Genomic DNA, 24,850 nt, shown 5'->3' on the forward strand with positions numbered 1-24,850 from the left:
ACCAACGTATAGTAAAAATGCCGCGCGTTGGCTGTCCCTCTTGAAGCGTTTGTTATGCCTATCGTGGGCGATACATACCCATGATAAATTGCCCCATATACCTGTCATAAAAGTCGTAGTGATCTCTATCGTAATGATCACTTTGTTCTGAGTAAGTGCGAACTTTAAAATCAAAGCTGTCACACCATTCATCTTCAAAGTGAGCTTCAAAAGCCTCTGCTTCACCGACTGCCTCAGAGCCATACGGGTGTAGGTAATCGACATACCACATAAAAGTGCCACCTTTATCGTCGTAATAAACTGACCTTAATCTCAAAAAGTGACCATCTGGAAGCCCAAGACTCTCCAACTCATTGATTTTAGATTCAATTTTGTCAAGGTACATGGTACAGCTTGAGCCAATACGATTAGTGATATGAAAGTAATAACCTTTGAAATTAGCAGTCCAATGGTTGGGACGTTCGCTTGCGAAGATTTGCCAGCCAGAAGCGCTCTTTGGAAAAAAACGTTGGGCAATATGCCACTGGTTAGGTGTCCTTAACTTTCTCTCAATTTCAACGCTATCCCAACAAGTCGCCAAAATATTTACGGCATCATTGTTTGTTAAAGCCTCAAGTCTTTCGACAACTTTAGAAGAGGGTTGAGTCGATGTAACCAGTAAGTAGCCAGTACAATTAAACTGAGCGCAGCTAGTAACAATATCGTCTAGGTCACCTACACCAACACTAGCCCCCGATTTAGCCTTATGTTTACATTGCACAAGCCATTTTTTGGATGACTTAACAAAAAGACTATTGTCCTCCTCTATACACAGCAGATCTTTACCACCGTCCGGACCGACGCCACTCCAATAAACTTTCAAACCAAGACTAAAAAGCAACTCACGCGTAAGTTGCTCCAAATCCAGACCGTTTTCTGACAATTCAGTAAAATCTAACATCGATTACCTTACTTTTTAGATAGGCATAACGTAGAAGTAACCGGCCTGCGCGGCTTTTCGCGCAGGTCCGGTTGACTGCCGGGTTAGCGCTATACGGCATGAACCGCCCAGTCTGCCTGATACATCGGCTCTGCTATTGCCGGAAGCGGCTGCGTTCGGCTGACCACACAAGTGGCAAGATGCTTTACTCGTCCATACGCTATCTCGTCACGCTGGAAGTCCTGGCCATATTCTTTGACTGTGCCAAACCAGCGCTTGAGAATGCTCTTACCGCAATCCGTAGCGGTCCTCTCCGCTATGATCTTGAGAAAGTCGAATGCCTCTGCGATGAATTGCCCATCTATGCTCACTACCTTTTCTGCAAGTGCTGGCTGTTTGATTCGAGCAGCATCGTGAGCAGTCACAAAACCAGCATTGTGAGCGACGGAATGCCGAAGTATCCATAGGGTTGAGAGCGTTCCAATCTCTGCGCCGCTAATTGGCGAAACATTAAATAGATTCTTGAACCGCTCATTAACTGTCTCGGGGGAGTGCCATCCGAGTGTGGGATGTACCAGCATTGATCCAATGCTGGATTGCGCAATCCTCTGTGACAGAACACGATCTGTAGTGACATCTAGCCACGTCTGAGTCTTGATCTTATCGTCAAACGCACTCGTGGCATCTATTGCCTTAGCAACGTAGTCCTTGAGCATGTATTCAAAAGCGGCCATGAGTTGGCCGAAGATCGCAAGTTGATTCTTGTGGCGATGCTTATTAGCTACGCCACCACGCGCTTCTTCTGAAAGTCGGTTGTCGCTGAAATATTCCGCAGCAAGACACAGAGATCGTCCCTGCGAGCAAAAGAATGAGCATGGACTCTTCTCTCGCTTCGTGTTCTCGCGCGCAATATCTGCCGAGTCACGATTCCAGGTTGCGGGTTGAGGAAAGGGCATAGGAACCTCGTAGGAGAGTGCTAACAGTAATTAGATGGAAGGCGGCATTAATCCGTTAGCAGAGCATTCCATATAACTCCGTAACATTCTCACTGCCGCCAAGTAAAAATTATCATTAAATCAACACATTACCAGCTTGCTTCTCGTGCTGGGCGTATTCGCTTGACTTCCTCTTTTTGCGCCATCGTTACTACTGTGTGAAAAATCAGTGCTCAACGCAATCTTGGAAAGTGCCGCCAAAGCACGCCTGCGTGAGCGGGTCAGAAATAAAAATGGGGCCGTCACTATGTTGACTGGGTAGTCGTGGGCAAGGTTCGCTTATCTATTCCATCTGGCATGGCTACCGCCCCTGAATTTCAGCCTCCAGTCTGCTGCGTTTAACCAATGGGGTGTGGCTGGCATGGCTCATGGGGGTGACTCCGACGAGGCGTGTGTTGCCAATTGGCTATAGTACCGACCCCTTGGCCAAGGGAAAGAGGGATGCGGGGAGTTTCTGAGCCAGATCAAGCAATTAATAAATCGAGGCTGGTTGGTGCTGCGAGTGGAAAGTGCTGCCACTGTGTTGCTGGATAAAAAGTGTTGGCGGGTAAAAAACAAGAAGCCCCTGAACGGGGCTTCTCTTTGCTGGCCATGTCGCCACTGTGAACGGCTTGGGTGAGCGACTTGCTGGCGCGTTGGCCGGGCGCCGGAGCGAGTTGGTGCGGGCCTACTCTTCGACCTTGTTGAGCCACTCCACCTTGTACTGGGCGCCGGTGCCCTGCGCCAGCTTGGCGCATAGCGGTTTGAGGAAGGCTTCGATCTGCTCGTCCAGCATCCAGGGCGGGCTGATGATCAGCATCCCCGAGCCATTCATGCCCCAATCCTTGGTCTGACCGGCCACTTCCAGCTCGGCGACTAGGACGTTGCCGAAGTTCTCGCGCTTGATGGCGCGCAGCATGTCGCGGGATTTGTCCGCCTCTTCACCCAGAATGGGATACCAGAGGGCGTAGATGCCGGTCGCCCAGCGCTTCTGTGCCTTTTTCAGGGTGTCGACCACGGCGAAGTAATCTTCTTTGAGCTCATAGGGCGGGTCGATGAGCACCAGCCCGCGGCGCGGGGTCGGTGGCAGCAGGGCGATCAGCCCCTCGAAGCCGTCACGGTGGTGCACGGCGACGCGGGGGTCATAGCCCATGTTGGCGCGCAGATCTTCGACCTCGTTGTTGTGCAGCTCCATCAGCGCCAGCTTGTCCTGCTCGCGGGTGAGGCGACGGGAGAGCTCCGGCGAGCCGGGGTAGTAGTGCAGCTGGCCATCGCTGTTCATCTCTTCGATGACGCCGAGATAGGGGGCCATGGCAGACCACTGGGCCCGCTCGTCCCACAGGCGGCCGATGCCATCGGCATACTCGGCCTTCTTCTGGGACCAGTCGCCGCGCAGGTCGTAAAGACCGCCACCGGCATGGGTGTCCAGCACGATAAAGGGTTTCTCCTTCTTCTTGAGGGACTCGATGATCAGGGCCTGAACGGCGTGTTTCAGCACGTCGGCATGGTTGCCGGCGTGAAAGGCGTGGCGGTAGCTCAGCATATTAGATCTCTGAGGGGGCCCTGCTGGGCACCCAGTAACGATAGATAGTTCAACAAATTGCGGCTGTTGCCGCGAAACAGAGAGAGGCTGCGCAGGGTCTGCAACAGGACGCCCTGTTGCAGCCGCTCCAGCTCCAGCTCGTGGGCCAGCATCGACTGATACTGCTGCTCGTCGAGTCGCGTCTTGGCGCTCTGGCGCAGGGCGCGCCACGGGGTCAGCACCGCCTCGGTCTGCACCAGCGCCGGTTGCAGATCGGTGAGATCGACCACGATGCCGAGTTGATCGAGCCGGTGCAGCAGCAGCGCCAGATTGACGTTGCCCCCCTGCTCCTGCACGGTGAGCCAATCCTGGCTGCGCTCACCATAGACCTTGCCGCTCCAGTGCCAGAAGCCGATCGGAGTCGGCAATTCGTGGACCGCGACCCGCTCGCTGGCCATCAGCTGTTCGTCACGCAAAGAAGGCTTGCTCCATGGTTTCCAGCTCTTCGGAGAGGCTCATCCACTCCAGCTCCACCTCTTCCAGCTGCTCCTTGAGGGGGCCCTGGGATTTGAGCAGTTCGGAGAGCTTGTTCTTGGCGCTCTCTTCGTAGATGGCGGGGTCGGCCAGTTGGCTCTCGATGTCGCCAAGCTTGCCTTGCAGCTTCTCCATGCTCGCTTCGAGCTTTTCCAGCTTCTGGCGCAGGGGACGGGTTTGCTGGCGGAACTCCGCCTCGCGCCGCTTCTGATCCTTGCGCGCCACTGCCGAGTTGGCAGAGACGGGGCCATCGGCCGGTTTGGCGTTGGCCTCTTTCTCCTGCTCGCCGAGCCACTTGTGGTAGTCGTCCAGGTCGCCGTCGAACGGCTCGACCCGGCCACCGTGCACCAGATAGAAGTCATCTGTGGTGGTACGCAGCAGGTGACGGTCGTGGGAGACCACTACCATGGCCCCTTCGAAGCCTTGCAGCGCCATGGTGAGGGCGTGGCGCATCTCCAGATCCAGGTGGTTGGTCGGTTCATCCAGCAGCAGGAGGTTCGGCTTTTGCCAGGTGATCAGCGCCAGTACCAGCCGCGCCTTTTCGCCACCGGAGAAGGGCGCCACCTTGTCGAGCGCCTTGTCACCGTGAAAACCGAAGCTGCCCAGATAGTTGCGCAGCTCCTGCTCGGTCTTGTCCGGCGCGAGACGGGCCAGATGATCGAGCGGGGAGTCATCGAGACGCAGGGTCTCCAGCTGATGCTGGGCGAAGTAGCCGATGCTCACCCCGGCGCTCACTTCGAGCTTGCCGGAGAGCGGCGGGTTGGAGCCCGACAGCATCTTGATAAAGGTTGATTTACCGGCGCCGTTGCGACCGAGCAGACCGATGCGCGAACCCGGTACCAGATTGAGTTTGATCTTCTCCAGGATCACCTTGTCGCCGTAACCGGCAGAGAGGTTCTCCATGGCGATGAGCGGGGTCGGCAGGGCCGACGGCTCGCGAAACTCGAAGCTGAACTCCGAGTCGGCGTGGGCGGGCAGAATCTTCTCCATCCGCTCCATGGCTTTCAGGCGGCTCTGGGCCTGACGGGCTTTGGAGGCCTTGTAGCGGAAGCGATCCACATACGCCTGCATGTGGGACATCTCCCGCTGCTGCTTCTCGTACATGGACTGCTGCTGGGCCAGCTGTTCGGCGCGCTGCAGTTCGAAGTCGGAGTAGCCGCCGGTGTATTCGTTGAGCTTGCCGTTCTCGATATGGATGATGCGGCTGATGACCGAATCGAGGAAATCGCGGTCGTGAGAGATGAGCACCAGCGTGCCCTGATAGCCCTTGAGCCACTTCTCCAGCCAGATCACCGCATCGAGATCCAGGTGGTTGGTCGGTTCATCGAGCAGCAGCAGATCGGAGCGGCAGAGCAGCGCCTGAGCGAGGTTGAGGCGCATGCGCCAGCCACCGGAGAAACTGCGCACCGGCGAGCCGAGCTGCTCGTCGCTGAAACCGAGGCCGTGCAGCAGTTCGGCGGCGCGGGCGCGAATGCTGTAGGCGCCTATGGTATCGAGGCGACCGTGCAGCTCGGCCACCAGCAGCCCATTGTCATCCTGCTCGGCTTGCGCCAGCTGGGCTTCCAGCGAACGGAACTCCTTGTCGCCGTCGATCACGTACTCGAGCGCGGAGCAGTCGAGCGCCGGGGTCTCCTGCGCGACACCAGCGATCTGCCAGCCAGCGGGCAGGCTGAAGGTGCCGCTGTCGATGGCCAGCTCGCCCCGTACCAGTGCAAAAAAGGTGGACTTGCCACAGCCGTTTTTGCCCACCAGACCCACTTTGTGGCCGGGGTGAATGGTGGCGGAGGCGTTGTCCAGCAGCTTGCGGCCGCCGCGGATCAGTTCGATTTGACTGGCAACTATCATGGGTGGGATCTGCTTGCTCAAAATGGAGGAGAAAAACTGGCGCGGATCTTACGTGAAATGACGCTGATTTGCACTGTAGCGAAGGGCTGGCCACTGGCTGGCGCTGCAAAAACATGCCATAACAGAGAAACCAGTTTGGTTACGGGAGGTTAGCATGCATATCAGGGATATTATGACGACCCGGGTCGCCACCGTTTCAATGGATGATCGACTCCGAGTCATCAGGGATATCTTCGAGCAGGCACACTTTCGCCACCTGCTGGTACTGGAAGAGGAGGAGCTGGTAGGGGTCATCTCGGATCGGGATCTGTTCCGCGCCATCAGCCCCTATCTCGACTCCGAAGCCGAGATGAGCCGCGATACCGAAACCCTCAACAAGCGGGCCCACCAGATCATGAGTCGTCAGCTCGTCACCATCGCTCCCCATCTCACCGTGCGCGACGGTGTCAAGCTGATGCTGGAGAAGGGGGTCTCCTGCCTGCCAGTGCTGGAGAATGGCGCCCTGGTCGGCATCATCAGCTGGAAGGATTTTCTCAAGGCGGCGCTGGAGAGTGATGCGCTGGTTTGAGCCCAACGCTCATCGCCATCAGCTGACAGAGAACCAATATAGAGAGAGGGGAGCCAAGGCTCCCCTCTCTCTATATTGGCTTTGCCGACAATGCCGGTTTGCACGCCGCCAGCATCACCACGGCTCGGGCTGCCCTGCGACAAGGCAGGAGGGGCCGCTGCCGGAGAGGTGCGGCTGAAGATGGGTGCGGATCTCCTGCAGGGTGCGCTGGTACTGCTGGGCATGTTGATCGAGAAACGCGGGGCTGTGCTTGAGGCGCCGCTCCAGGGTATCAACCAGCAGCGCCACCTTGGGGGCGGCCATACCCGCTGGCCAGCAGTGTTGCAGCAGCTCCAGCAGTTGCCAGGCATCGCCCGGCAGGGCGGGGAACTCCTCAAGCAGGTGCAAGCCCGCTTGCAGGGCTGTCTGATACTGGCTGGCCTGCATCGCCTTGTGGCGCAGCTGGCGCAGTTCGCTCAGCCGCTGCTCTCTCGCCGTCAGGCGCTGGCCCAGTTCGGCCACCAGATGGTGGAACAGCTGGCGAGTGAGCGGGTGGGGCGCCACCCTGACGCGGTATTGGGTCAGCTGGGTCAGGTAGCGCTGGGCGTGGTGGGGCAAACCGCAGAACTGGCTGACTGCAAAGCCGAGCAGCAGGGTGAGGTGGTTGTCGCTCCCCTCATCCGGCTGGTGGTGGGCAATCAGGATCAGCGCCTCGTCAAATCGGTAATCCAGCCCCAGCATCAACGCCTGCAGCAGCTCATATTCGTGGGGTTGCAGGTGGACGGTGCGCTTGAGGTGCTCCCACTCCTGTTGCAGGGAGCGGATCCGGTTGCTTGAGGGGGCGTGCCACAGCACCGCCAGACTGGCATTGAGCATGAAGCTGTCGATGGCGAGCCGGACGCGCTGCTCGCTGAAGTGGCGCAGGGTCAGACTGTTGGCCTGCTCCAGCACCTTCTCCTCATCTTGCAGCACCAGCCCGAGCAACATCGCCAGCTGATGCCAGCGCGGCTGATGGGGGCGGATCTGCAGCAGCTCTCCCATGGTCTCCCAGGCCGCCAGCCAGTAATGCTGATGCAGCTGGCTGGCGAGATGCAGCTCAAGCCGGGTGGCCATCGAGACGCTGGCCTGATGGCGCTGCAAGTCGGTCCGGGCGCTCTGCAATTTGCCGAGCCCCAGCATGGCGTAGAAGAGCCCGGCCCTTGGCCAGCTTGCCTGATACTCGTTGGCACAGAGGGCATAGTGCTGGGCGGCAGTGATCCGCTCGGCTGATTGCAGCAGCAGGTAGCCCTTGAGTCGATCCAGCCAGGGGGTCAGCGAGCGATTCTCCCGTTGAAACAGCAAGTCTTCACAGAGGGCGGTAGCCAGTTGCCACTCCCGCAGCAGAATGGGGGCGGCCAGCGTGCGGGTCAGATTGCTTAACTTCACCAGCTGGCCGAGCACCGCGGTGAGCTGCTGGGTCATGAAGGGGAGGGGCAGATAGAGGGAGAAGTAGAGATCCGAGGGGAGAAACTCCTGCTCGTTCTGATCGGCATCGAGCAGCAGTAATACGCAACCGGGCTGCAGCAGGCCGAGATAGTGCGCTTCGTGCAGCAGCCGGGCTCCATCAAGATCCTGCTGCTTGTCCTGCTGACAGATGATGGCGTCGAAGGCGTGCTGTTGCAGCAGGGCCTGCAGGCCACTGCGCTCGTGGTTTGGATGGCTGTGGTAGTGGATCCGGTCGGCGGGCACCCCCTGTTCGGTCAGTTCCCAGGTGATGGCGCTACGGAGCAGGGGATCCTCTTCGAGCAGCAGTATCGTCATGCAGGTACTTCCTGTGAGCAAACCATTAGGTTGATTATGGTAGACCCAAGAGGAACATAGGCACAGCACTCGCTGAGTGAAAAGCTGACAGTAGCCAGCAGGGTGCTGGAGGGCGCACTATGGGCTGTTATTTCAATCGGTTATGCCATCGCTCAGGGCTGCGACCTGCTATTGCCGAGGGCGGATCTGCGTCCCGAAGGGGCAGTCGCTCTGGCGGATCAGCCGCGACCCCTTGCCCTGTTCTCCCTGCCAGCTTAATTCCAGTTTGCCGAGGCGGCCCAGATGGCGCAGTTCGAACTCGTAGCGCTGGCAGAGGTTGTCCTGGGGCAGGTTCGCCATCCCCGCTGGCAGGCGGTATTGATAGCGCAGGAGTGGCCCATCCTCCAGCTTGCTGGCCACCGGCACCAGCCCCTCTGGGGTGGGCTGCGGCGCCCCGAGTGCGCGGCGCAAACTGAGCGGGGCATCGATCGCCTTTTGATAGTGCAGGCCGTTCATCGCCGCCAGCTCCTCTTCCAGTCGTTGCAACTCCCCTTCCAGTCCATTGAGCGCGGCCCCCAGCTGCTGGTGGGTCGTTGACGAGGCGCAGCCACCCAACAACAGGGTGGCAAGCAGCAGGGTGGCTCTGATGGGGGGCACGGCATCTCCTTGGCAATGACGATGAAGCGTGAAGGTCAGGTCGGCTGGCCCTGACTATAGCAGGGGATTGCTGGGGGGCGTCCCCTGCAGCAGTTGGGCCAGACGGGCCAGCCCCTCGCCGACCCGGGCGTCGGTGGCGGGTTGGCTCAGGCTCAGGCGCACCCCTTGCGGAGCGGCAAACTGGCCGGCGGCGAAGTGTTCCCCGCTCGCCACGCCAACGTCAAGGGCATCGGCGGCGGCAGCAAACTGCTGGCTGCGCCAGGGCTCAGGCAGTGGCAGCCAGGCATGCATGCTGCCCGGTTGCCAGCGGGCGGCGGGCAGCAGGTGGCGCAGCAGTTCGCCACGGCGTTTGAGGATCTCCCGCTGCTGCTCGACCAGCGGCATGATCTGGCGCTGACTGACCATTTTGCAGGCCAGTTCGATCAGCAGCGGACTCACCATCCAGCTCGACAGCCGCATGGTCTGGGCGAAGGCGCTGCGCAGGGCAGGAGGCGTCAGCACGAAGCCGACCCGCAGACCGCCGCAGGCGATCTTGGCCAGACTGCCCAGATAGATGACCCGCTCCGGCGCCAGATTGACCAGAGGGATCACAGGTTGCTGGGGCAGCAGGCCGTTGACGTCATCCTCGATGATCAGCAGATCGTGGCGACGGGCGATGGCGACGATGGCCTCCCGCCGCGCCAGACTCATGATAGCGGTGGTGGGGTTTTGCAGGGTCGGCGTGAGGTAGAGCAGCTTGGCCCGGCGGGTGCGGCAGGCGGCGTCCAGCGCTTCGGGCAGCAGCCCCTCCTCGTCCATCGCGAGCCCCACCACCTGATTCTTCAGTTGGCGAGCGTTACCCAGCATACCGGGGTAGCTCAGCCCCTCGCACAGGATGGTTTCCCCCACGCACTGGGTCGCCAGCAGCGCCAGCATGATGCCGTGCTGGGCGCCGTGGCTGAACAGCAGGCGATCCTCACTGCAGGCCACTCCTTGCTCCGCCAGCCAGTTGACGAACTGCTGGCGCTGATCCGGTCGTCCCGCCTCCTTGTCGTAGCCGAGCAGGGCGTTGAGATCCCCGTCCGCCACTTCCCCCAACATGGGGCGAATGATGGCCGCCCGATCCAGCTGCACCGGCAGGTTTTGCCACAGCTCGATGCGGTGCCCCTCCTCCTGGCGGATCACCCACTCATTGGCGGGATCCGTGTTCGCTCCCTTGACCCAGGTGCCGTGGCCCACCCGGGCGGCCAGCAGGCCGCGCCGCTCCGCCTCGCTGTAGGCGCGGGTGACGGTGCCGACGGTGACACCCAGACGATCCGCCAGGGATCTGTGGGTAGGCAATCGGGTCTTCGGTGGCAGCTCGCCATTCGCGATCCCCTGTTCGATCGCTTTGACCAGCTTGAGGTAGAGGGGGCCATCGAAGGCCGCAAGGTCGGGCGTCCAGATTGTCATGGTGACAATAAATCCATTGATCAAAATTTGTTGTCAATATAGCGTGAATTTCAACCTAATAACAACCAAATAGCACACATTGTATCGATACAATGTAGCAAGCAAGGAGTCACAATATGACGATGGAGTGGTATGTCACCCTGTTCGGTTTTGCCGTACTCACCTGCGGTACGCCGGGGCCCAACAACCTGATGCTGACGGCCTCCGGCGCCAACTTCGGGGTGCGTCGCACTCTGCCACATCTGCTCGGGGTGGGGCTGGGGCAGCCGGTGTTGCAACTGGTGCTGGCGCTGGGGCTTTATCCGCTGTTCGAGCGCTGGCCCCTGCTACGGCTCGGTTTGCAGATCTTCGGCAGCCTCTATCTGCTGTGGTTGGCGTGGCGTATCGCGGTGGCCGGGGCGCCGGGGGATCCGGCCCGTAGGGCCCGTCCGCTGACCATGCTGGAGGGGCTGGGCTTTCAGTTCCTCAACCCCAAGGCGTGGATGATGGGGATCTCCGCCATCAGTCTGTTCAGCCTGCCCGGCGCCAGTTACTGGTCGAGTCAGCTGGCGGTGATGGTCATGTTTGCGCTGGTGGCCCTGCCGGTCTGCTTTGTCTGGGTACTGTTCGGCCATCAGCTGAGCAACTGGATCAGCTCGGATCGGGGCTGGCGCCGACTCAACGGTTCTCTCGGTCTGTTGACGGCGCTCTGCGTGGTGATGCTCTGGTATTGAGCCGTGCTGCGCTGATGGGGGAGGTGGCCTGGAAAGAGGCATTTCTGACTTGTCGCCACGGGGTTGGCTCTGCATATTAGAAGGCTTTCCCCATAACGGGGGCGTTGCATCGACAAGAGGTTGAGATGGATCTGAACTGGTTACTGCCCCTGGCTGGGTTTGCTCTGGTTACCTGCGGCACGCCGGGGCCCAACAATATGTTGCTCACCAGCGCCGGGGCGGCGCAGGGGTTTCGCCGCACGATTCCCCTGCTGGTAGGGGTGGTCGGGGGGATCAATCTGATGATCCTCGCCACCGCGCTGGGGCTTGGCGTGGTGTTCGAGAAGGTGCCGCTGCTGCACGACGGCCTCAAGATTATCGGCTCGGCCTATCTGCTCTGGCTGGCGTGGAAGGTGGCGACCGCCAGCGGCCCGGCCGAGGGCAACCGGCCGCTCATTCCCGCTCATCAGGGGGCCATGCTGCAACTGCTCAATCCCAAGGCATGGATGATGGCGCTCTCCGCCATCAGCGGTTTCACTCTGGCGGGGGAGGCTTACTGGCCCTCTGCGCTCTGGGTGTTGGTGATCTTCTTTATTACCGGCCTCTACACCGGGGCGTTCTGGGTGCTTTTTGGTGCCCAGGTGCGGCAAATCATTCGCACTGCCCGGGGTTGGCGGCGTTTCAATCTGGGCATGGGGCTGGCGACGGCCGCCTGTGTCGGGATGATCTGGATTTAGCCCGGGGTTGACCCGGGCCTTTACCGGCTGTCTTGTTGGCCCTGCGGGGCCTTTTTTATCTCGTCCGCGTGGCCTTGCCTGCAAGGTGGCGTGGTTCTGCTCTCCCTTGGGATAAAAGGAGTTCATATGAAATGTATCGGTCTGTTGGGTGGCATGAGCTGGGAGTCCACCGTCAGTTACTATCAGGCGCTCAATCGCGGGGTGCGGGCGCAGCTTGGCGGTTTGCACTCGGCGCGGGTGCTGCTCAATAGCGTCGACTTTGCAGGTATCGAGCGGCTGCAGCGTGCCGGTGACTGGCCCGCCACTGCCCGCCTGTTAGCGGCCGAGGCGCGCAAGTTGCAGGATGGCGGCGCCGATTTCTTGCTGATCGGCACCAACACCATGCACAAGGTCGCCCCCGAGATTGAGGCGGCCATCGATATCCCGCTGCTCCATATTGCCGATGCCACCGCGGCCAAATTGCAGGCGGACGGGATAACCCGGGTCGGCCTGCTCGGCACCCGCTTCACCATGGAGCAGGATTTTTACAAGGGGCGCTTGCAGGAGCGCTTCGGGTTGGCGGTGCTGGTACCCGATGAGGCTGGGCGGGAGCGGGTACACAGGATCATTTATGACGAGCTCTGTCTGGGGGAGATCCGTGAATCATCGCGGGCCGAGTATCTGGCCATTATCGAGGCGCTGGCGGCCGCGGGTGCCGAGGCGGTGATCCTTGGCTGCACCGAGATTGCCCTGCTGGTGGGCGATGCCCGGGCGGCGGTGCCGCTCTACGACACCACCGCCATCCATGCCGAAGCGGCGGTCGCGCTGGCACTGGCATCCGATTAATAAACTGGTCAGATCTCACTATTCATGCTTGTCTCATACCCCTTGCCATAAAAGCGTGTAAAATTGCGCCCTGAATTTTCCCCGGCCAACGCGGGTTGGCTGCGGTTTCCTAGCATGCAAGGCTGACATTGTGACTGAAGTAGATAGATTCGCGGATATTCGCCCCTACCGCGATGAAGAAGTGCCGGCAGCCATCGAACGGCTGATCCAGGATGATGAATTTATCGGCGCCATCGCCAAGTATCGTTTCGGTTCCCTGATGAGCTGGCTGGGTTGGGCCATCCGCCCGCTGATCCGCCTGTTCCTGCGCCGCAAATGGTCAAAAGTGACCACTGTGCATCAGGTCCAGATGGGGGTCACCCGGTACATGTCCCGCATGATCGCCACCTCCACCAAGGGGGTGACCTTCTCCGGGATCGAGCATCTGAAGAAAGAGCAGGGCTATCTGTTTGTCTCCAACCACAGAGACATCGCCATGGATCCGGCGTTCGTCAACTGGGGGCTGCACACCCACGGTTTCGATACCGTGCGCATCGCCATCGGTGACAACCTGCTGCGCAAACCTTGTGCCACCGAGCTGATGAAGCTCAACAAGAGCTTTATCGTCAAACGCTCTGCCAAGGGGCCGCGAGAGATGATGAAAGCGCTCGGCGAGCTGTCTGCCTATATCGGCAATTCGGTTCACGAAGGTCACTCCATCTGGATTGCCCAGAAGGAAGGGCGCGCCAAGAATGGCGATGACAAGACAGATCCCGCCATCCTCAAGATGTTCTACGTCGACGGCAAGAAGCAGAAGATCGACTTCGTCGACTACATGCGCAGCCTCAATATCGTGCCGGTCAGCATCAGCTACGAGCTGGACCCCACCGACAAGGCGAAGGCGCGCGAGCTCTACGAGAAGTCGGTCAACGGCAGTTACGAGAAGGGCGAGTTCGAGGATATCGAGAGTATCGTCGCCGGTATCGTCGGTATGAAGGGGCGGGTACATGTCTCCTTCGGCGCGCCGATCACCGAGGGATTCAGCGATCCGGACGAACTGGCCGCGCTGATCGACAAGGCGATCTGGAGTAGCTACCACCTCTTCCCCAGCAACTATCTGGCGGCCGATGTCTCCGGCAAGGCCAACACCATCGAGCAGGCGGCCTTCCTGACCCGTCAGTCAGAGGTGCCGGAAGAGCACAAGGCGATCTGGCGTGCCATGTACGCCAAACCGGTGGAAAATGCCCAAAAGGCTTGAATGAAACCGGTTGTTAAACGGTTTTGCGAAAAAAACGGGCGCTGATGCGCCCGTTTTTGCGTCTGGTCAAAGTCGAGGGGGAAAGGGTGGTGAATAATATGGTTTCAGCTGGTACGATCACTATGAAAATGGGATTATGTCTCTTGGCAAGGTGCTGACGAGTGTGTAACAGTGCCCATATAGCTGAACATGAGCAAAAGCTCTAAACCGGTTTGCACGGATTGCAGACGGCATTATCGAAGGACCTGTCACAGGTCCTTTTTCATTGGCTGGCAAAGATGCCGCCCAGATATACCTAACAGGAAACAGACGCCATGATCACCGGTAGCCTGAACACCCTGCAGCGGACGCCGCTGCCCGCCCCGCTGGCCCGCATTATGGCCGAGGTGCTGAAGAGCGTGGCGCACTGGGGTGACGCTCCGCTCGGCAAGACCGAGATCGATGGCATCAATCTGTTCTGTCTGGTGAGTGAAGATCTGACCGAGCCAGCCGCGGATCGCCGTGGCGAATTCCATGAGCAGTATCTCGATATCCAGTTGCTGCTGCGCGGTGAAGAGTGGATAGGTGTGGGCCCCCACGACTACGTGAGCGACGGCGCCGACCATCCCCATCCCGACCTCTGGTTTGTCGATGACGAGCAGACCACTTATCTGGCGCTGCAACCGGGCGATTTCGTCATCTTCTGGCCGGGCGAGCTGCACCGCCCGCTCTGTACCTTCAACCAGCCCGCCAAGGTGAAGAAGCTGGTGGTCAAGGTACACAAGGATCTGCTGGCTATCGCCTGAGCACTCCCATTGAGGCGAGCCCTGCGCAGCTGATGCGTTGAGGCTCGCAAGCATTGAAACCAGTGATACGCACCACAAGTTGCGATGACTCTTTCAAGAGCAAGAATTGAAAAATTGGACGCACCCTCCTGCGACCATAAGCCCCCGGCAGGGGAATCCCATCCTCTTTTGGATGACACGACACTGTCGGCATAAAGCCGAAGCACAGGAAGATGTAGAAAATGAGCAAGTTGGTATTGATCCTTAACTGCGGTAGCTCTTCCCTGAAATTTGCCGTAATGGACGCCGAAACAGGTGAGGACATGCTGTCCGGCCTGGCCGAATGCTTCAATCTGGATGATGCACGTATCAAATGGAAACTCCACGGGGTCAAGGGCGAAGCCATGCTGGGAGCGGGTGCCGCTCACCAGGAGGCCCTCGACCATATCGTGGGTCACATCCTGCCGCAGGATCCGACTCTTGCCGAGCAACTGGTGGCCATCGGTCACCGAATCGTACACGGTGGCGAGCAGTTCTCCCGCTCCGTGCGTATCGATGATGGCGTGATCGCCGGTATCGAAGCCGCCATTCCGTTCGCCCCGCTGCACAACCCGGCGCACCTCATCGGTATTCGCGCCGCGCTGAAAGTGTTCCCGCAGCTGTCCGAGAAGAACGTGGCCGTCTTCGACACCGCTTTCCACCAGACCCTGCCGCAAGAGGCCTACCTCTATGCGCTGCCGCACAAGCTCTACCGCGAACACGGCATCCGTCGTTACGGTGCCCACGGTACTTCTCACCGCTACATCGCGGAAGAAGCCGCAAAAGAGCTGGGCAAGCCGTTGAATGAACTGAACATCATCAACTGCCACCTGGGTAACGGTGCCTCTGTCTGCGCCATCAAGAACGGCGAATCCGTTGACACCTCCATGGGTCTGACTCCGCTGGAAGGTCTGGCGATGGGTACCCGCTCCGGCGATATCGATCCGGCCGTGGTCTTCTTCATGCACGACCAGCTCGGTTACAGCGTGGAGCAGATCAACCACACCCTGACCCGTGAGTCCGGTCTGCTGGGGCTGACCGAAGCGAGCAGCGACTGCCGCTACGTCACCACCAACTACGCTACCGACGCCGGTGCCAAGCGTGCGCTGGATGTCTTCACCTACCGTGTGGCCAAGTATGTCGGCGCCTATGCCGCTGCGATGGACGGTCGTCTGGACGCCGTGGTCTTCACCGGTGGTATCGGTGAGAACGCAGCCATGGTGCGCGAGATGGTGCTGAACCGTCTGGCCCTGTTCGGCTTCAAGGTGGACAAAGAGGCCAACAACGCTGCGGTACTGGGTGGCGAAGGTCGCATCACCACCGCCGACAGCCGTTGCGCCATGGTGATCCCGACCAACGAAGAGCTGGTCATCGCTCGCGATGCCCTGAGCCTGGTCTGCTAAGTCAGCCTCGCTTTGAAACAACGCCCGGCCAGTGCCGGGCGTTGTCGTTTCTGGCGTTCACCGATTTGACATGGGGGAGGGGAGCGGTACCCTGACCACCACTGTTTTTGCAGCCAGCGGGCTGCCAGGTTCGGGAGAGAGCAATGAAAGAGGCGTTTTTTAACTGGTTGTCGGGCCTTGGGGTGGAAGTGACCAGCCTGATGGCGCTGGTGATCGCGCTGGGCTTTATCGTCATCACCTCGTTGCTGCTGCACATGGCTCTGCACCGGGTGCTGCTGGTCCGGCTGGTGGGGATCCTCGGCAAGGCCAAGCAGGTGTGGCTGCCGCCCCAGTTGCAACAGCGTCTCTTCAACCGGCTCGCCTTCGTTTTGCAGGGGGCCGTGCTACTCGGTCAGGCGGAGATCTGGCTACCCCGCCAATCGGATAGCCTGAAACTTATCGAGATGGTGGCCCAGCTCTGGATTTTGCTGTTCCTGCTGCTGGCCTTCTTCGCCCTGCTCGACTGCCTGTTGTCGGTGAGCCGTTACACCCGTCTTGGTCGGGATTTGCCCCTGCGCGGCATCTTCCAGGGGGCCAAGCTGGTAGGCAGCATTCTGGTGGGCATCCTGATGATCGCCCTGCTGCTCGGCAAGTCGCCGCTGTTCCTGTTCAGCGGTCTGGGTGCCATGACCGCAGTGCTGATGCTGGTGTTCAAGGATCCCATCCTCGGGCTGGTGGCGGGGATCCAGCTCTCCGCCAACCGGATGCTGAGCGTCGGTGACTGGCTGCAGATGGACAAGTACGGCGCCGATGGCGAAGTGACCGACATCGGGCTTACCACGGTCAAGGTATCGAACTGGGACAAGACCATCACCACCATTCCTACCTATGCCCTGATCTCCGACTCTTTCAAGAACTGGCAGGGGATGACCGAGTCGGGGGGCCGCCGCATCAAGCGCAGCGTCAATATCGACATGACCAGCGTGCGCTTTCTGACGGCCGAGGAGCAGTTGCAGCTCAAGCAGGCGCAGCTGCTGGCTCCCTATCTCAGCCGCAAGGAGCAGGAGCTGAGTGCCTACAATCAGCAACTGAGCGATGCATTGAGCTGCCCCATCAATGGTCGTCACCTCACCAACCTCGGCACCCTGCGCGCCTATCTGGATGCCTACCTGCGTGCCCACCCCGGCATTCGCAAGGACATGACCCTGATGGTGCGCCAGCTGGCACCCACGTCAGACGGTCTGCCGCTGGAAATTTACTGCTTTACCGCGACCACCGCATGGGCCGATTACGAAGGGATCCAAGCCGATATTTTCGACCATATCTTCGCCATCATTGAGCAATTTCATCTGCGGTTGCATCAATCTCCCACAGGTTACGATATGCGTGTCTGGCAACGGGGATAAACAGGGAAACCGGGCGGGTCGGGGACGCGGAAAATACCGCATATTAATCATCGACCCGTCGCCACTTGTCAGTTGAAATTTGCCGTGCAGAGGAGAAAAATGGCGGCCTTCTCTTCGCGCCCCTGATCCCCTCTTGATCAGCTGCCAGCCCAGAGACGTCACTTCAAGTCATCATCATGGGAAAGTTATGAAGCTCCTTCGCAATAGTGTGGCAACACTCTGCTACAGCCTGCTGCTGACCGCTGCGCCGGTTTTCGCTGTTGAATATGCTCTGCCTGCGGCCAACAGCCGTTTGGTAGGGGAAAATCTGGAATACGTGGTTCCGGCCGAAGAGAACGGCCAGCCGCTGGAGGCCATTGCGGCCAAATTCCAGCTGGGGCTGACCAACATGACCGAAGCCAACCCCGATGCGGATCCCCTGCTGGTACAGACCGGCGAGAAGCTGGTGATCCCCCAGCAACTGATCCTGCCGGATGCCCCCCGTGAAGGGATTGTGCTGAACGTGGCCGAGATGCGCCTCTACTACTACCCCAAGGGTAAAAAAGTGGTGGAAGTGCTGCCCATCGGCATCGGCCAGCTCGGCACCGACACCCCGGAAAACTGGGTGACCAGTGTGCAGCGCAAGAAAGCGGGCCCGACCTGGACCCCGACCGCCAAGATGCATGCCGAATATGCCGCCCGTGGCGAGAGCCTGCCTGCGGTATGGCCGGCCGGCCCGGACAACCCCATGGGTCTGTTTGCCCTCTACATCGGAAAGATGTACGCCATCCACGGTACCAACGCCAACTTCGGCATCGGCCTGCGGGTGAGCCACGGCTGTGTGCGTCTGCGCAACGACGACATCGCCTACCTGTTCAAGCAGGTACCGGTCGGTACTCGCGTCCAGTTCGTCAACCAGCCGATCAAGGCCTCTCTCGAGCCCAACGGTGTCCGCTATCTGGAAGTGCATCAGCCGCTGTCGCGCAGCGAAGAGGAGTTCAACTCCAAGCTGCCGGCGCCGCTGCCGATGACCCCGGCGGTGACCCGCTTCATTGCCCACGCCGACAGCGACTCCCAGTTGGTGAAGCAGGCGCTGGAGCAGCGCAACGGCATGCCGATGGCGATCAACCGCTAACGGCAAATCCCCGTCACGACAAAGGGCGAACAGCAAGCTGTTCGCCCTTTGTGTTTCTGCTGCGTTGACTCAGCTTCGCAGCAGATTTGCCTGCAGCTCGCTGCCGAGCTGATCGAGCAGCTGATAGCGCGCCTTGTAGCTGGCCCGCTTGCGGGAGGGGATCTCCTCCAATGTCTTGCGGGGCACCTCCAGCGGCAGGCTCATCCAGAGTTCATCCAGCACACAGCCCTGATGCTCCTGCCACAAGCCGTCGAGGTCGAACTTGACCCGATCGGCAGTGCGCTTGCTGCTCTGATAGACGTGGCTTTGGGTGCGGATCCCGAGCAGGCGCTTGCATGCCAGCCCCCGGGCCAGCTCGGCGGCCATATAGACCAGCAGGGACATGGGGCGCAGTCCGCCGCACGCCTTGGTGACCTGCTTGATCTCCTCGCTCTGTCCCTTGCCGCCCTGCAGCGAGCAGATTTCGAGGGTCGGGTTCGGCGCGGGGCGCAGATTGAGGGCCATGTAATAGAGGGCCGCGTCACCCAGCTTGAGGGTCAGGCTCATCTCCCCCTCTTTGCCCATGTGGGTTTGGTAATCCAGTTGCAGGGTCAGCAGTGCCGTCAGCTTGTCGCTCTGCCACTGGGCCAGCAGCAGGCCGCGCCCGCTGTAGATTGCCAGTTGTTGCGCCTTGGGCAGCTGGCGAGCCAGCTGCTGGTAGTGGCCGCTGATAAGCCCGGCTCGCAGGCGCTTGCGGAGCCCCTTGTGGCGATAGGGGTGGATCGGCTTTTCCAGAATATCGGGGAAGCGGCTGATCGCCTGCGCCAGCAGCGGTTGCTCCTGCTGCTGGCGATAGAGGGCGCGGGCGCCAGGATTGAGCCAGAGACGCCCCACATACTTGGCCCGTCGGATGAGATGACCCGACTCCTCCACCGGATGAAGGCGGCGGGCGAGGGTTCGCAGGTGTGACAGATGAGATGACATGGTGCCGACCTCTGACTGGTGTGATGAGACAGGGCGGGGAGTGTAGGAGTGGGGCGCTGGCTTGTAAAAAATGGATAGTAACAAAATGTGAAAACATAACGCTCAATAGCCGCCGTTGCTGCGAGATGGCTGCCACGGCCACGGCAGGAAATCTGGCGCCATCCTCTTGATGCGGCAGATGATTTGATGCGCAAAGGTTTTTATTGTGTTTTGTGTTTGTTAAAAGTGGTTGAGCTGGCGCGAACGGCTGATTAAGCTAGGCCGGTTTTTTAGGGATAAGCCCGTCACCAGAGCGGGCAGAAAATGACACAAAACGGAGTTTTGCATGACAGCTAGCACACCCATGTTAATCACCTTCCTGGTGTATATCCTCGGAATGGTGTTGATCGGCTTCGTCGCCTATCGCGCCACCCGCAACTTTGATGACTACATTCTGGGCGGTCGCCGAATGGGGAGCTGGGTTACCGCTCTCTCTGCCGGCGCCTCCGACATGAGCGGCTGGCTGCTGATGGGGCTGCCCGGCGCCGTCTTCGTCAGCGGCATCTCCGAGAGCTGGATCGCCATCGGTCTGGTCATCGGCGCTTACCTCAACTGGCGCTGGGTAGCGGGTCGCCTGCGGGTACATACCGAGAAGAATCGCAATGCCCTGACCCTGCCGGACTATTTCACCTATCGCTTTGAAGATCACAGCAAGGTGCTGCGCATTCTCTCGGCGCTGGTGATCCTGCTCTTCTTCACCATCTACTGCGCCTCCGGCGTGGTAGCCGGTGCCCGCCTGTTCGAGAGCACCTTCGGCATGGATTACAACACCGCCCTCTGGGTCGGTGCCGCCGCCACCATCACCTACACCTTCTTCGGCGGCTTCCTGGCGGTGAGCTGGACCGATACGGTGCAGGCAACCCTGATGATCTTCGCCCTGATCCTGACCCCGGTCTTCGTCATCATCGCCGTCGGCGGGGTGGACAGCGCCATGATCGAGGTGGCCGCCAAGAGCGCTACCAACCTCGACATGTTCAAAAATCTGGATGTGATCGCCATTGTCTCGCTGATGGCCTGGGGCCTTGGTTACTTCGGTCAGCCCCACATTCTGGCCCGTTTCATGGCGGCGGATTCCCACCACTCCATGGCCAATGCCCGCCGTATCAGCATGACCTGGATGGTGTTCTGCCTCGCTGGTGCGGTGGCCATCGGCTTCTTCGGTCTGGCCTACTTCGCCCGCTTCCCGGAAGTGGCGGCTGGGGTGACCGGCAACCCGGAACGGGTCTTTATCGAGCTTTCCAAAATCCTGTTCAACCCCTGGATCGCCGGTGTGCTGCTCTCCGCCATCCTGGCGGCGGTGATGAGCACTCTAAGTTGTCAATTACTGGTCTGCTCCAGCGCTATCACAGAGGATCTCTACAAACCCTTCCTGCGCAAGAACGCCTCCCAGCGTGAGCTGGTATGGGTGGGGCGCCTGATGGTGCTGCTGATCGCGGTGATTGCCATCGCCGTTGCCATGAATCCGGAAAACCGGGTGCTGGGGCTGGTGAGCTACGCCTGGGCCGGTTTCGGTGCCGCCTTTGGTCCCGTGGTGCTGCTCTCGGTGCTGTGGCCGCGAATGACCCGCAACGGCGCGCTGGCGGGCATGCTGGTCGGCGCCATCACTGTCATTGTCTGGAAGCAGTTCGGCTGGCTGGGGCTGTATGAGATCATCCCGGGCTTCCTGTTCGCACTGCTGGCTATCGTGGTGGGCAGTCTGCTGGGCGAAGCGCCCTCAAAAGCGATGCTGGAGCGTTTCCGCGATGCCGAGGAGGAGTACAACACTCCGGCCGAGAGCGCGGGAGAGCCGGTCGCGGTGAACTGATCCCCCTTACCGCTTTCTGATTGAGAGCCCCGCCCCCGGACAAGGAGCGCCCTGGTTGGCCATCCTTGCACCGGTTTGGCGGGGCTTTGTGCTATCTGATTCACTCTTGGGCACTTTTTTATGTTCGGCCGGTGGCTCCCGGGTGCTCGCTTTCTTTTGTCTTGGCACCGAATATGGGACACTAGGCCGCCTGAAGGAGACCTAGTGCATGCGGCTATTCACCCTGATCCTGATCCTCCTGCTGGGGGGACTGCAATATGACCTCTGGCTGGGGAAGAACGGGCTATCCGATTATCAGAACCTGTCGGAGGCCATCTCGCAGCAACAGCGGGACAACCAGACTCTCAAGGATCGTAACGACCTCATTTACCGCGAGATAGATGATCTCACCTCTGGCCTCGAGGCCATCGAGGAGTTGTCACGCAACGATCTGGGTTACATCAAGCAGGGGGAGACCTTCTACCGGATCATCCCCAAAGAGAAAGACAAAGAGACAGCGCCGGACGATGAGCCCTACGATGACTGATGCCAGCCGGGTATCCGGCCTGACGGCGATCGTCCCTGCCGCCGGTATCGGCAGCAGGATGGGGGCCGATTGCCCCAAGCAGTACCTGCAACTGGCGGGTAAAACCATTCTCGAACATACCCTGGAGCGGCTGCTCTCCCACCCGGCCATCGCCCAGGTGATCGTGGCGCTGGCGCCCCATGACCGCTGGTTCGAGGCCCTGCCCGTGGCGGCCGACCCGCGGATTGTGCGGGTAGAGGGAGGCGCCGAACGCGCCTTTTCCGTCCTCAATGGTCTCCATGTGGCGCAAGGGGAGTGGGTGCTGGTGCACGATGCGGCCCGCCCCTGCCTGACTCACGGCGATCTCGATGCGCTGATTGTCGCGGCCATGGGCTGTGGCGGCGCCATTCTCGGCAGTCGGGTGCGCGATACCATGAAGCGCTCCGATGGGGAGGGCAATATCATCGCCACCGTCGAGCGCGAGCAGCTCTGGCATGCCCTGACGCCGCAGATGTTCCCGACCCGTGCCCTGAAGCGGGCGCTCGAAGAGGGGCTGCTGCTGGGCGCCACCATCACCGACGAGGCCTCCGCCATGGAGCGGGCCGGATTCACGGTGCGGATGGTGGAGGGGCGCGCCGACAATATCAAAGTGACCCGGCCGGAAGACTTGTCGCTGGCGGGGCTGTTTTTAAGCCAGCAGGCATAAGCCCTTCAGTCAGAACAGACCGTTCAGAGCAGAGTGTCTCGAACAAACAGGCCCGAACAAGGAGTTAGCATGATCCGGATTGGACATGGTGTGGACGTACACAAAATTGATGGGGTTGGTTTCAGCATGTTGGGAGGTTGCCGCTAATGATGCGCATTGGTCATGGTTTTGATGTCCATAAATTTGGTGGTGTTGGCCCCTGCATGCTGGGTGGCGTGCCGGTTCCCTACGAGCAGGGGCTGGTTGCCCACTCCGACGGCGATGTGGTGTTGCACGCGGTGAGCGATGCCCTGCTGGGGGCCATCGGTGCCGGCGACATCGGTCGCCACTTCCCCGATACCGCTGCCGAGTTCAAGGGGATCGACAGTCGCATTCTGCTGCGGGATGTCTTTGCCCGGGTACAGCAGGCGGGGTATGCCATCGGCAATCTGGATGTGACCATCATCGCGCAGGCCCCCAAAATGGCGCCCCATATCGACGCCATGTGTGCCGTTCTGGCCGCCGATCTGCAATGTGATTTGAACCGGGTGAACGTCAAGGCGACCACCACCGAACAGCTTGGGTTTACGGGGCGCAAGGAAGGGATCGCCACCGAAGCCGTCGTCCTACTGGTGAAACAATAATGCTGGAACAACTTGCCTATCTGCACGGGGCGCCCACCGCCCGCGGTATCCTCAAGGCCGAGGCCGCCGATTTCGTGGTCAATGAAGATCTCGGGTTTGAGCCTTGCGGGGAAGGGGAGCACATCTTCGTCCGTGTGCGCAAAACTGGCGAGAACACCGCCTGGGTGGCGGGTCTGCTGGCCGATGCGGCCGGGGTCAACCGCAATGCGGTGACCTGGGCGGGCCTGAAGGATCGCCACGCGGTGACCGAGCAGTGGTTTGGCATTCATCTGCCGGGCAAGGCCGAGCCGGACTTGTCGGTTATCGAGAGCCACAGCATCCAGATCCTGCAAGCCAAGCGTCACAACCGCAAATTGCGGGTCGGCTACCTCAAGGGCAACCACTTCACCCTGCGTCTCACCGGTCTGGAACAGGCCGACGGGCTGGAGGCGCGCCTGCAGGCCATCGCCACTCAGGGCGTGCCCAATTACTATGGTGAGCAGCGTTTTGGCCGCGATGGCAACAACCTGGAAGCGGCCAAGGCGATGTTTGCCGGCAAGCGGATCAAGGATCGCAACAAGCGCTCCCTCTACCTCTCTGCCGCCCGCAGCATGCTGTTCAACGCCATCGTCAGCGCCCGTATCGAACAGGGGCTGGCCCATCAGCTGCTGGCCGGTGATTGCGTGATGCTCAAGGGTAGCCACTCCATCTTCAGCGAAGAGAGCGTGACCCCCGAGCTGGAAGCGCGTCTCGCCTCCGGCGATGTGCAGCTCACCGCGCCCCAGTGGGGCCGTGGCCGTCTGGCCAGTCAGGGTGCCGCTGCCGAGTTCGAACAGGGCGTGCTGGCCCCTTACAGCGATTGGTGTGACGGGCTGGAGAAAGCCGGGCTGGATCAGGACAGGCGTCCCCTGCTGCTCAAGCCGGAGCAGATGAGCTGGCAGCTGGACGGCGAGGCGCTGACCCTCTCCTTCTTCCTGCCGGCGGGCGCGTTTGCCACCAGCGTGGTGCGCGAGTTAATGCAGGCCGAAGAGGCCGATCACGGTTTCAGGAATCAGACCGATGCGAATTCTGGTCAGTAATGATGATGGTGTGCATGCCGAGGGCATTCGTGCCCTCAGCGAGGCGCTGCGCGCCTGCGGCGAGGTCATTGTGGTGGCGCCGGATCGTAACCGCAGCGGCGCGAGTCACTCCCTGACGCTGGAAGTACCGCTGCGGGTTACCCGCATTGCAGAAAACGGCTTTAATGGGTGCGAGAGCTATGCGGTGAAGGGCACGCCGACCGACTGCGTGCATCTGGCGGTCAACGAGCTGGTGCGCCCTGAACCCGACATGGTGGTGGCCGGCATCAACCACGGTGCCAACCTGGGGGATGATGTCATCTATTCGGGCACAGTCGCCGCGGCCTCCGAGGGGCGCCATCTTGGCTACCCCTCCATCGCCATCTCGCTGGTGGGCAAGACCCACTTCGCCACGGCGGCCCACTATGCGGCCCTGCTGGTGAAGGGGCTGATGAAACACCCCCTGCCTGCCGATCAGATCCTCAACGTCAACGTGCCGGACTTGCCCCTCGAGCAGATCAAGGGGATCAAGACCACCCGCCTTGGCAACCGCCACCGGGCGGAGTCGGTGATCTGCACCGAGGATCCCCGTGGCCAGCCCATCTACTGGATCGGCCCCCCCGGTAGCCAGCAGGATGCCGGTGAAGGCACCGATTTTGCTGCCATCGAGCAGGGCTATGTCTCGATTACCCCCCTGACCATCGATATGACTGCCTATGACAGTCTCGCCGGTCTGGGGGCCTGGTTAGATCTGCAGGGATGAGGGTGG

At 60.3% G+C, this 24,850-nt stretch carries 24 protein-coding genes; 15 read left to right on the top strand and 9 right to left on the bottom strand.

All coding sequences use genetic code 11. The features are described 5' to 3' along the window. Window positions 1–58 precede the first annotated feature (58 nt). The 5 genes from AB5Z09_RS05160 to AB5Z09_RS05180 all read right to left on the bottom strand — a co-directional run bounded on the left by AB5Z09_RS05160 (window position 59) and on the right by AB5Z09_RS05180 (window position 5,794). The gene (locus AB5Z09_RS05160; protein WP_368194777.1) at window positions 59–940 is read right to left on the bottom strand and encodes a restriction endonuclease; all 882 of its coding nucleotides are present in this window, start codon (window positions 938–940) and stop codon (window positions 59–61) included. A gap of 89 nt (window positions 941–1,029) precedes the next feature. Beyond that, the gene (locus tag AB5Z09_RS05165; protein ID WP_368194778.1) at window positions 1,030–1,875 is read right to left on the bottom strand and encodes a hypothetical protein; all 846 of its coding nucleotides are present in this window, start codon (window positions 1,873–1,875) and stop codon (window positions 1,030–1,032) included. 706 nt (window positions 1,876–2,581) lie between these two features. Beyond that, window positions 2,582–3,436, bottom strand: coding sequence for a 23S rRNA (adenine(2030)-N(6))-methyltransferase RlmJ (locus tag AB5Z09_RS05170; protein ID WP_368194779.1), 855 nt, complete (start codon window positions 3,434–3,436; stop codon window positions 2,582–2,584). Next, on the bottom strand, window positions 3,430–3,891 hold the full coding sequence (locus tag AB5Z09_RS05175; RefSeq protein ID WP_005343337.1) for a DUF2390 domain-containing protein: 462 nt from the start codon (window positions 3,889–3,891) through the stop codon (window positions 3,430–3,432). Before AB5Z09_RS05175 ends, AB5Z09_RS05170 begins: the two co-directional genes overlap by 7 nt. After that, the gene (locus AB5Z09_RS05180; RefSeq protein ID WP_368194780.1) at window positions 3,884–5,794 is read right to left on the bottom strand and encodes an ABC transporter ATP-binding protein; all 1,911 of its coding nucleotides are present in this window, start codon (window positions 5,792–5,794) and stop codon (window positions 3,884–3,886) included. Before AB5Z09_RS05180 ends, AB5Z09_RS05175 begins: the two co-directional genes overlap by 8 nt. A 154-nt stretch (window positions 5,795–5,948) precedes the next feature. Between AB5Z09_RS05180 and AB5Z09_RS05185 the strand changes: the two genes are divergently transcribed. After that, a complete protein-coding gene (locus tag AB5Z09_RS05185; RefSeq protein WP_040068349.1) occupies window positions 5,949–6,362 on the top strand; it encodes a CBS domain-containing protein in 414 nt (137 codons plus the stop codon). Window positions 6,363–6,476: 114 nt separating this feature from the next. Here AB5Z09_RS05185 and AB5Z09_RS05190 read toward each other — a convergent pair whose 3' ends face one another. The 3 genes from AB5Z09_RS05190 to AB5Z09_RS05200 all read right to left on the bottom strand — a co-directional run bounded on the left by AB5Z09_RS05190 (window position 6,477) and on the right by AB5Z09_RS05200 (window position 10,208). Further along, window positions 6,477–8,141, bottom strand: a complete 1,665-nt coding sequence (locus tag AB5Z09_RS05190; RefSeq protein WP_368194781.1) for a hypothetical protein — start codon at window positions 8,139–8,141, stop codon at window positions 6,477–6,479. A gap of 168 nt (window positions 8,142–8,309) precedes the next feature. Further along, window positions 8,310–8,777, bottom strand: a complete 468-nt coding sequence (locus AB5Z09_RS05195; RefSeq protein ID WP_245132993.1) for a hypothetical protein — start codon at window positions 8,775–8,777, stop codon at window positions 8,310–8,312. Window positions 8,778–8,831: 54 nt separating this feature from the next. Further along, the gene (locus AB5Z09_RS05200) at window positions 8,832–10,208 is read right to left on the bottom strand and encodes a PLP-dependent aminotransferase family protein (RefSeq protein WP_245132994.1); all 1,377 of its coding nucleotides are present in this window, start codon (window positions 10,206–10,208) and stop codon (window positions 8,832–8,834) included. Between the two features lie 116 nt (window positions 10,209–10,324). Here AB5Z09_RS05200 and AB5Z09_RS05205 point away from each other — a divergent pair, with 116 nt between their 5' ends. From AB5Z09_RS05205 to AB5Z09_RS05240, 8 genes are all read left to right on the top strand, one after another. Further along, window positions 10,325–10,921: a LysE family translocator gene (locus AB5Z09_RS05205; protein ID WP_040068356.1), complete on the top strand. Its 597-nt coding sequence runs from the start codon at window positions 10,325–10,327 to the stop codon at window positions 10,919–10,921. Between the two features lie 125 nt (window positions 10,922–11,046). Beyond that, window positions 11,047–11,637 carry a LysE family translocator gene (locus tag AB5Z09_RS05210; RefSeq protein ID WP_040068358.1) on the top strand — a complete coding sequence of 197 codons (591 nt, stop codon included), beginning with the start codon at window positions 11,047–11,049 and terminating at the stop codon, window positions 11,635–11,637. A 126-nt stretch (window positions 11,638–11,763) separates the two neighbouring features. Beyond that, window positions 11,764–12,462 (top strand): aspartate/glutamate racemase family protein, encoded by a 699-nt coding sequence (locus tag AB5Z09_RS05215; protein WP_368194782.1) that lies wholly within the window; start codon window positions 11,764–11,766, stop codon window positions 12,460–12,462. A 130-nt stretch (window positions 12,463–12,592) separates the two neighbouring features. Beyond that, window positions 12,593–13,699, top strand: coding sequence for a 1-acyl-sn-glycerol-3-phosphate acyltransferase (locus tag AB5Z09_RS05220; protein WP_139432270.1), 1,107 nt, complete (start codon window positions 12,593–12,595; stop codon window positions 13,697–13,699). A 314-nt stretch (window positions 13,700–14,013) separates the two neighbouring features. After that, entirely contained in the window at window positions 14,014–14,484 is a 471-nt protein-coding gene (locus tag AB5Z09_RS05225; RefSeq protein ID WP_330125361.1) for a YhcH/YjgK/YiaL family protein, read from the top strand. A gap of 221 nt (window positions 14,485–14,705) precedes the next feature. Further along, window positions 14,706–15,905, top strand: a complete 1,200-nt coding sequence (locus AB5Z09_RS05230) for an acetate kinase (protein ID WP_064335519.1) — start codon at window positions 14,706–14,708, stop codon at window positions 15,903–15,905. Between the two features lie 143 nt (window positions 15,906–16,048). Then, window positions 16,049–17,290 (top strand): mechanosensitive ion channel family protein, encoded by a 1,242-nt coding sequence (locus AB5Z09_RS05235; protein WP_088868536.1) that lies wholly within the window; start codon window positions 16,049–16,051, stop codon window positions 17,288–17,290. A 187-nt stretch (window positions 17,291–17,477) separates the two neighbouring features. Continuing rightward, the gene (locus AB5Z09_RS05240) at window positions 17,478–18,404 is read left to right on the top strand and encodes a L,D-transpeptidase family protein (protein WP_005354531.1); all 927 of its coding nucleotides are present in this window, start codon (window positions 17,478–17,480) and stop codon (window positions 18,402–18,404) included. A 69-nt stretch (window positions 18,405–18,473) separates the two neighbouring features. Here the strand turns inward: AB5Z09_RS05240 and AB5Z09_RS05245 are convergent, their stop codons facing one another. Next, window positions 18,474–19,367: a DUF535 family protein gene (locus tag AB5Z09_RS05245; RefSeq protein ID WP_181269184.1), complete on the bottom strand. Its 894-nt coding sequence runs from the start codon at window positions 19,365–19,367 to the stop codon at window positions 18,474–18,476. A gap of 325 nt (window positions 19,368–19,692) precedes the next feature. On the opposite strand from AB5Z09_RS05245, the gene putP reads away from it, so the two are divergent. From putP to surE, 6 genes are all read left to right on the top strand, one after another. After that, window positions 19,693–21,210, top strand: a complete 1,518-nt coding sequence (gene putP / locus AB5Z09_RS05250; RefSeq protein ID WP_005354514.1) for a sodium/proline symporter PutP — start codon at window positions 19,693–19,695, stop codon at window positions 21,208–21,210. A gap of 208 nt (window positions 21,211–21,418) precedes the next feature. Continuing rightward, complete coding sequence (gene ftsB, locus AB5Z09_RS05255) at window positions 21,419–21,736, top strand: cell division protein FtsB (RefSeq protein ID WP_005335520.1); 318 nt, start codon at window positions 21,419–21,421, stop codon at window positions 21,734–21,736. Continuing rightward, the gene (ispD, locus tag AB5Z09_RS05260) at window positions 21,729–22,421 is read left to right on the top strand and encodes a 2-C-methyl-D-erythritol 4-phosphate cytidylyltransferase (protein ID WP_110303496.1); all 693 of its coding nucleotides are present in this window, start codon (window positions 21,729–21,731) and stop codon (window positions 22,419–22,421) included. Before ftsB ends, ispD begins: the two co-directional genes overlap by 8 nt. 146 nt (window positions 22,422–22,567) lie before the next feature. Further along, on the top strand, window positions 22,568–23,044 hold the full coding sequence (gene ispF / locus AB5Z09_RS05265; protein WP_040097825.1) for a 2-C-methyl-D-erythritol 2,4-cyclodiphosphate synthase: 477 nt from the start codon (window positions 22,568–22,570) through the stop codon (window positions 23,042–23,044). Then, window positions 23,044–24,102, top strand: coding sequence for a tRNA pseudouridine(13) synthase TruD (gene truD / locus AB5Z09_RS05270; RefSeq protein WP_181269183.1), 1,059 nt, complete (start codon window positions 23,044–23,046; stop codon window positions 24,100–24,102). The genes ispF and truD overlap by 1 nt, the downstream gene beginning before the upstream one ends. Then, complete coding sequence (gene surE / locus AB5Z09_RS05275; RefSeq protein ID WP_181269182.1) at window positions 24,083–24,844, top strand: 5'/3'-nucleotidase SurE; 762 nt, start codon at window positions 24,083–24,085, stop codon at window positions 24,842–24,844. The genes truD and surE overlap by 20 nt, the downstream gene beginning before the upstream one ends. Window positions 24,845–24,850: the final 6 nt, after the last annotated feature.

The sequence above is a fragment of the Aeromonas sp. R2-2 genome (genome assembly GCF_040908355.1).
Lineage (GTDB): Bacteria > Pseudomonadota > Gammaproteobacteria > Enterobacterales > Aeromonadaceae > Aeromonas > Aeromonas veronii.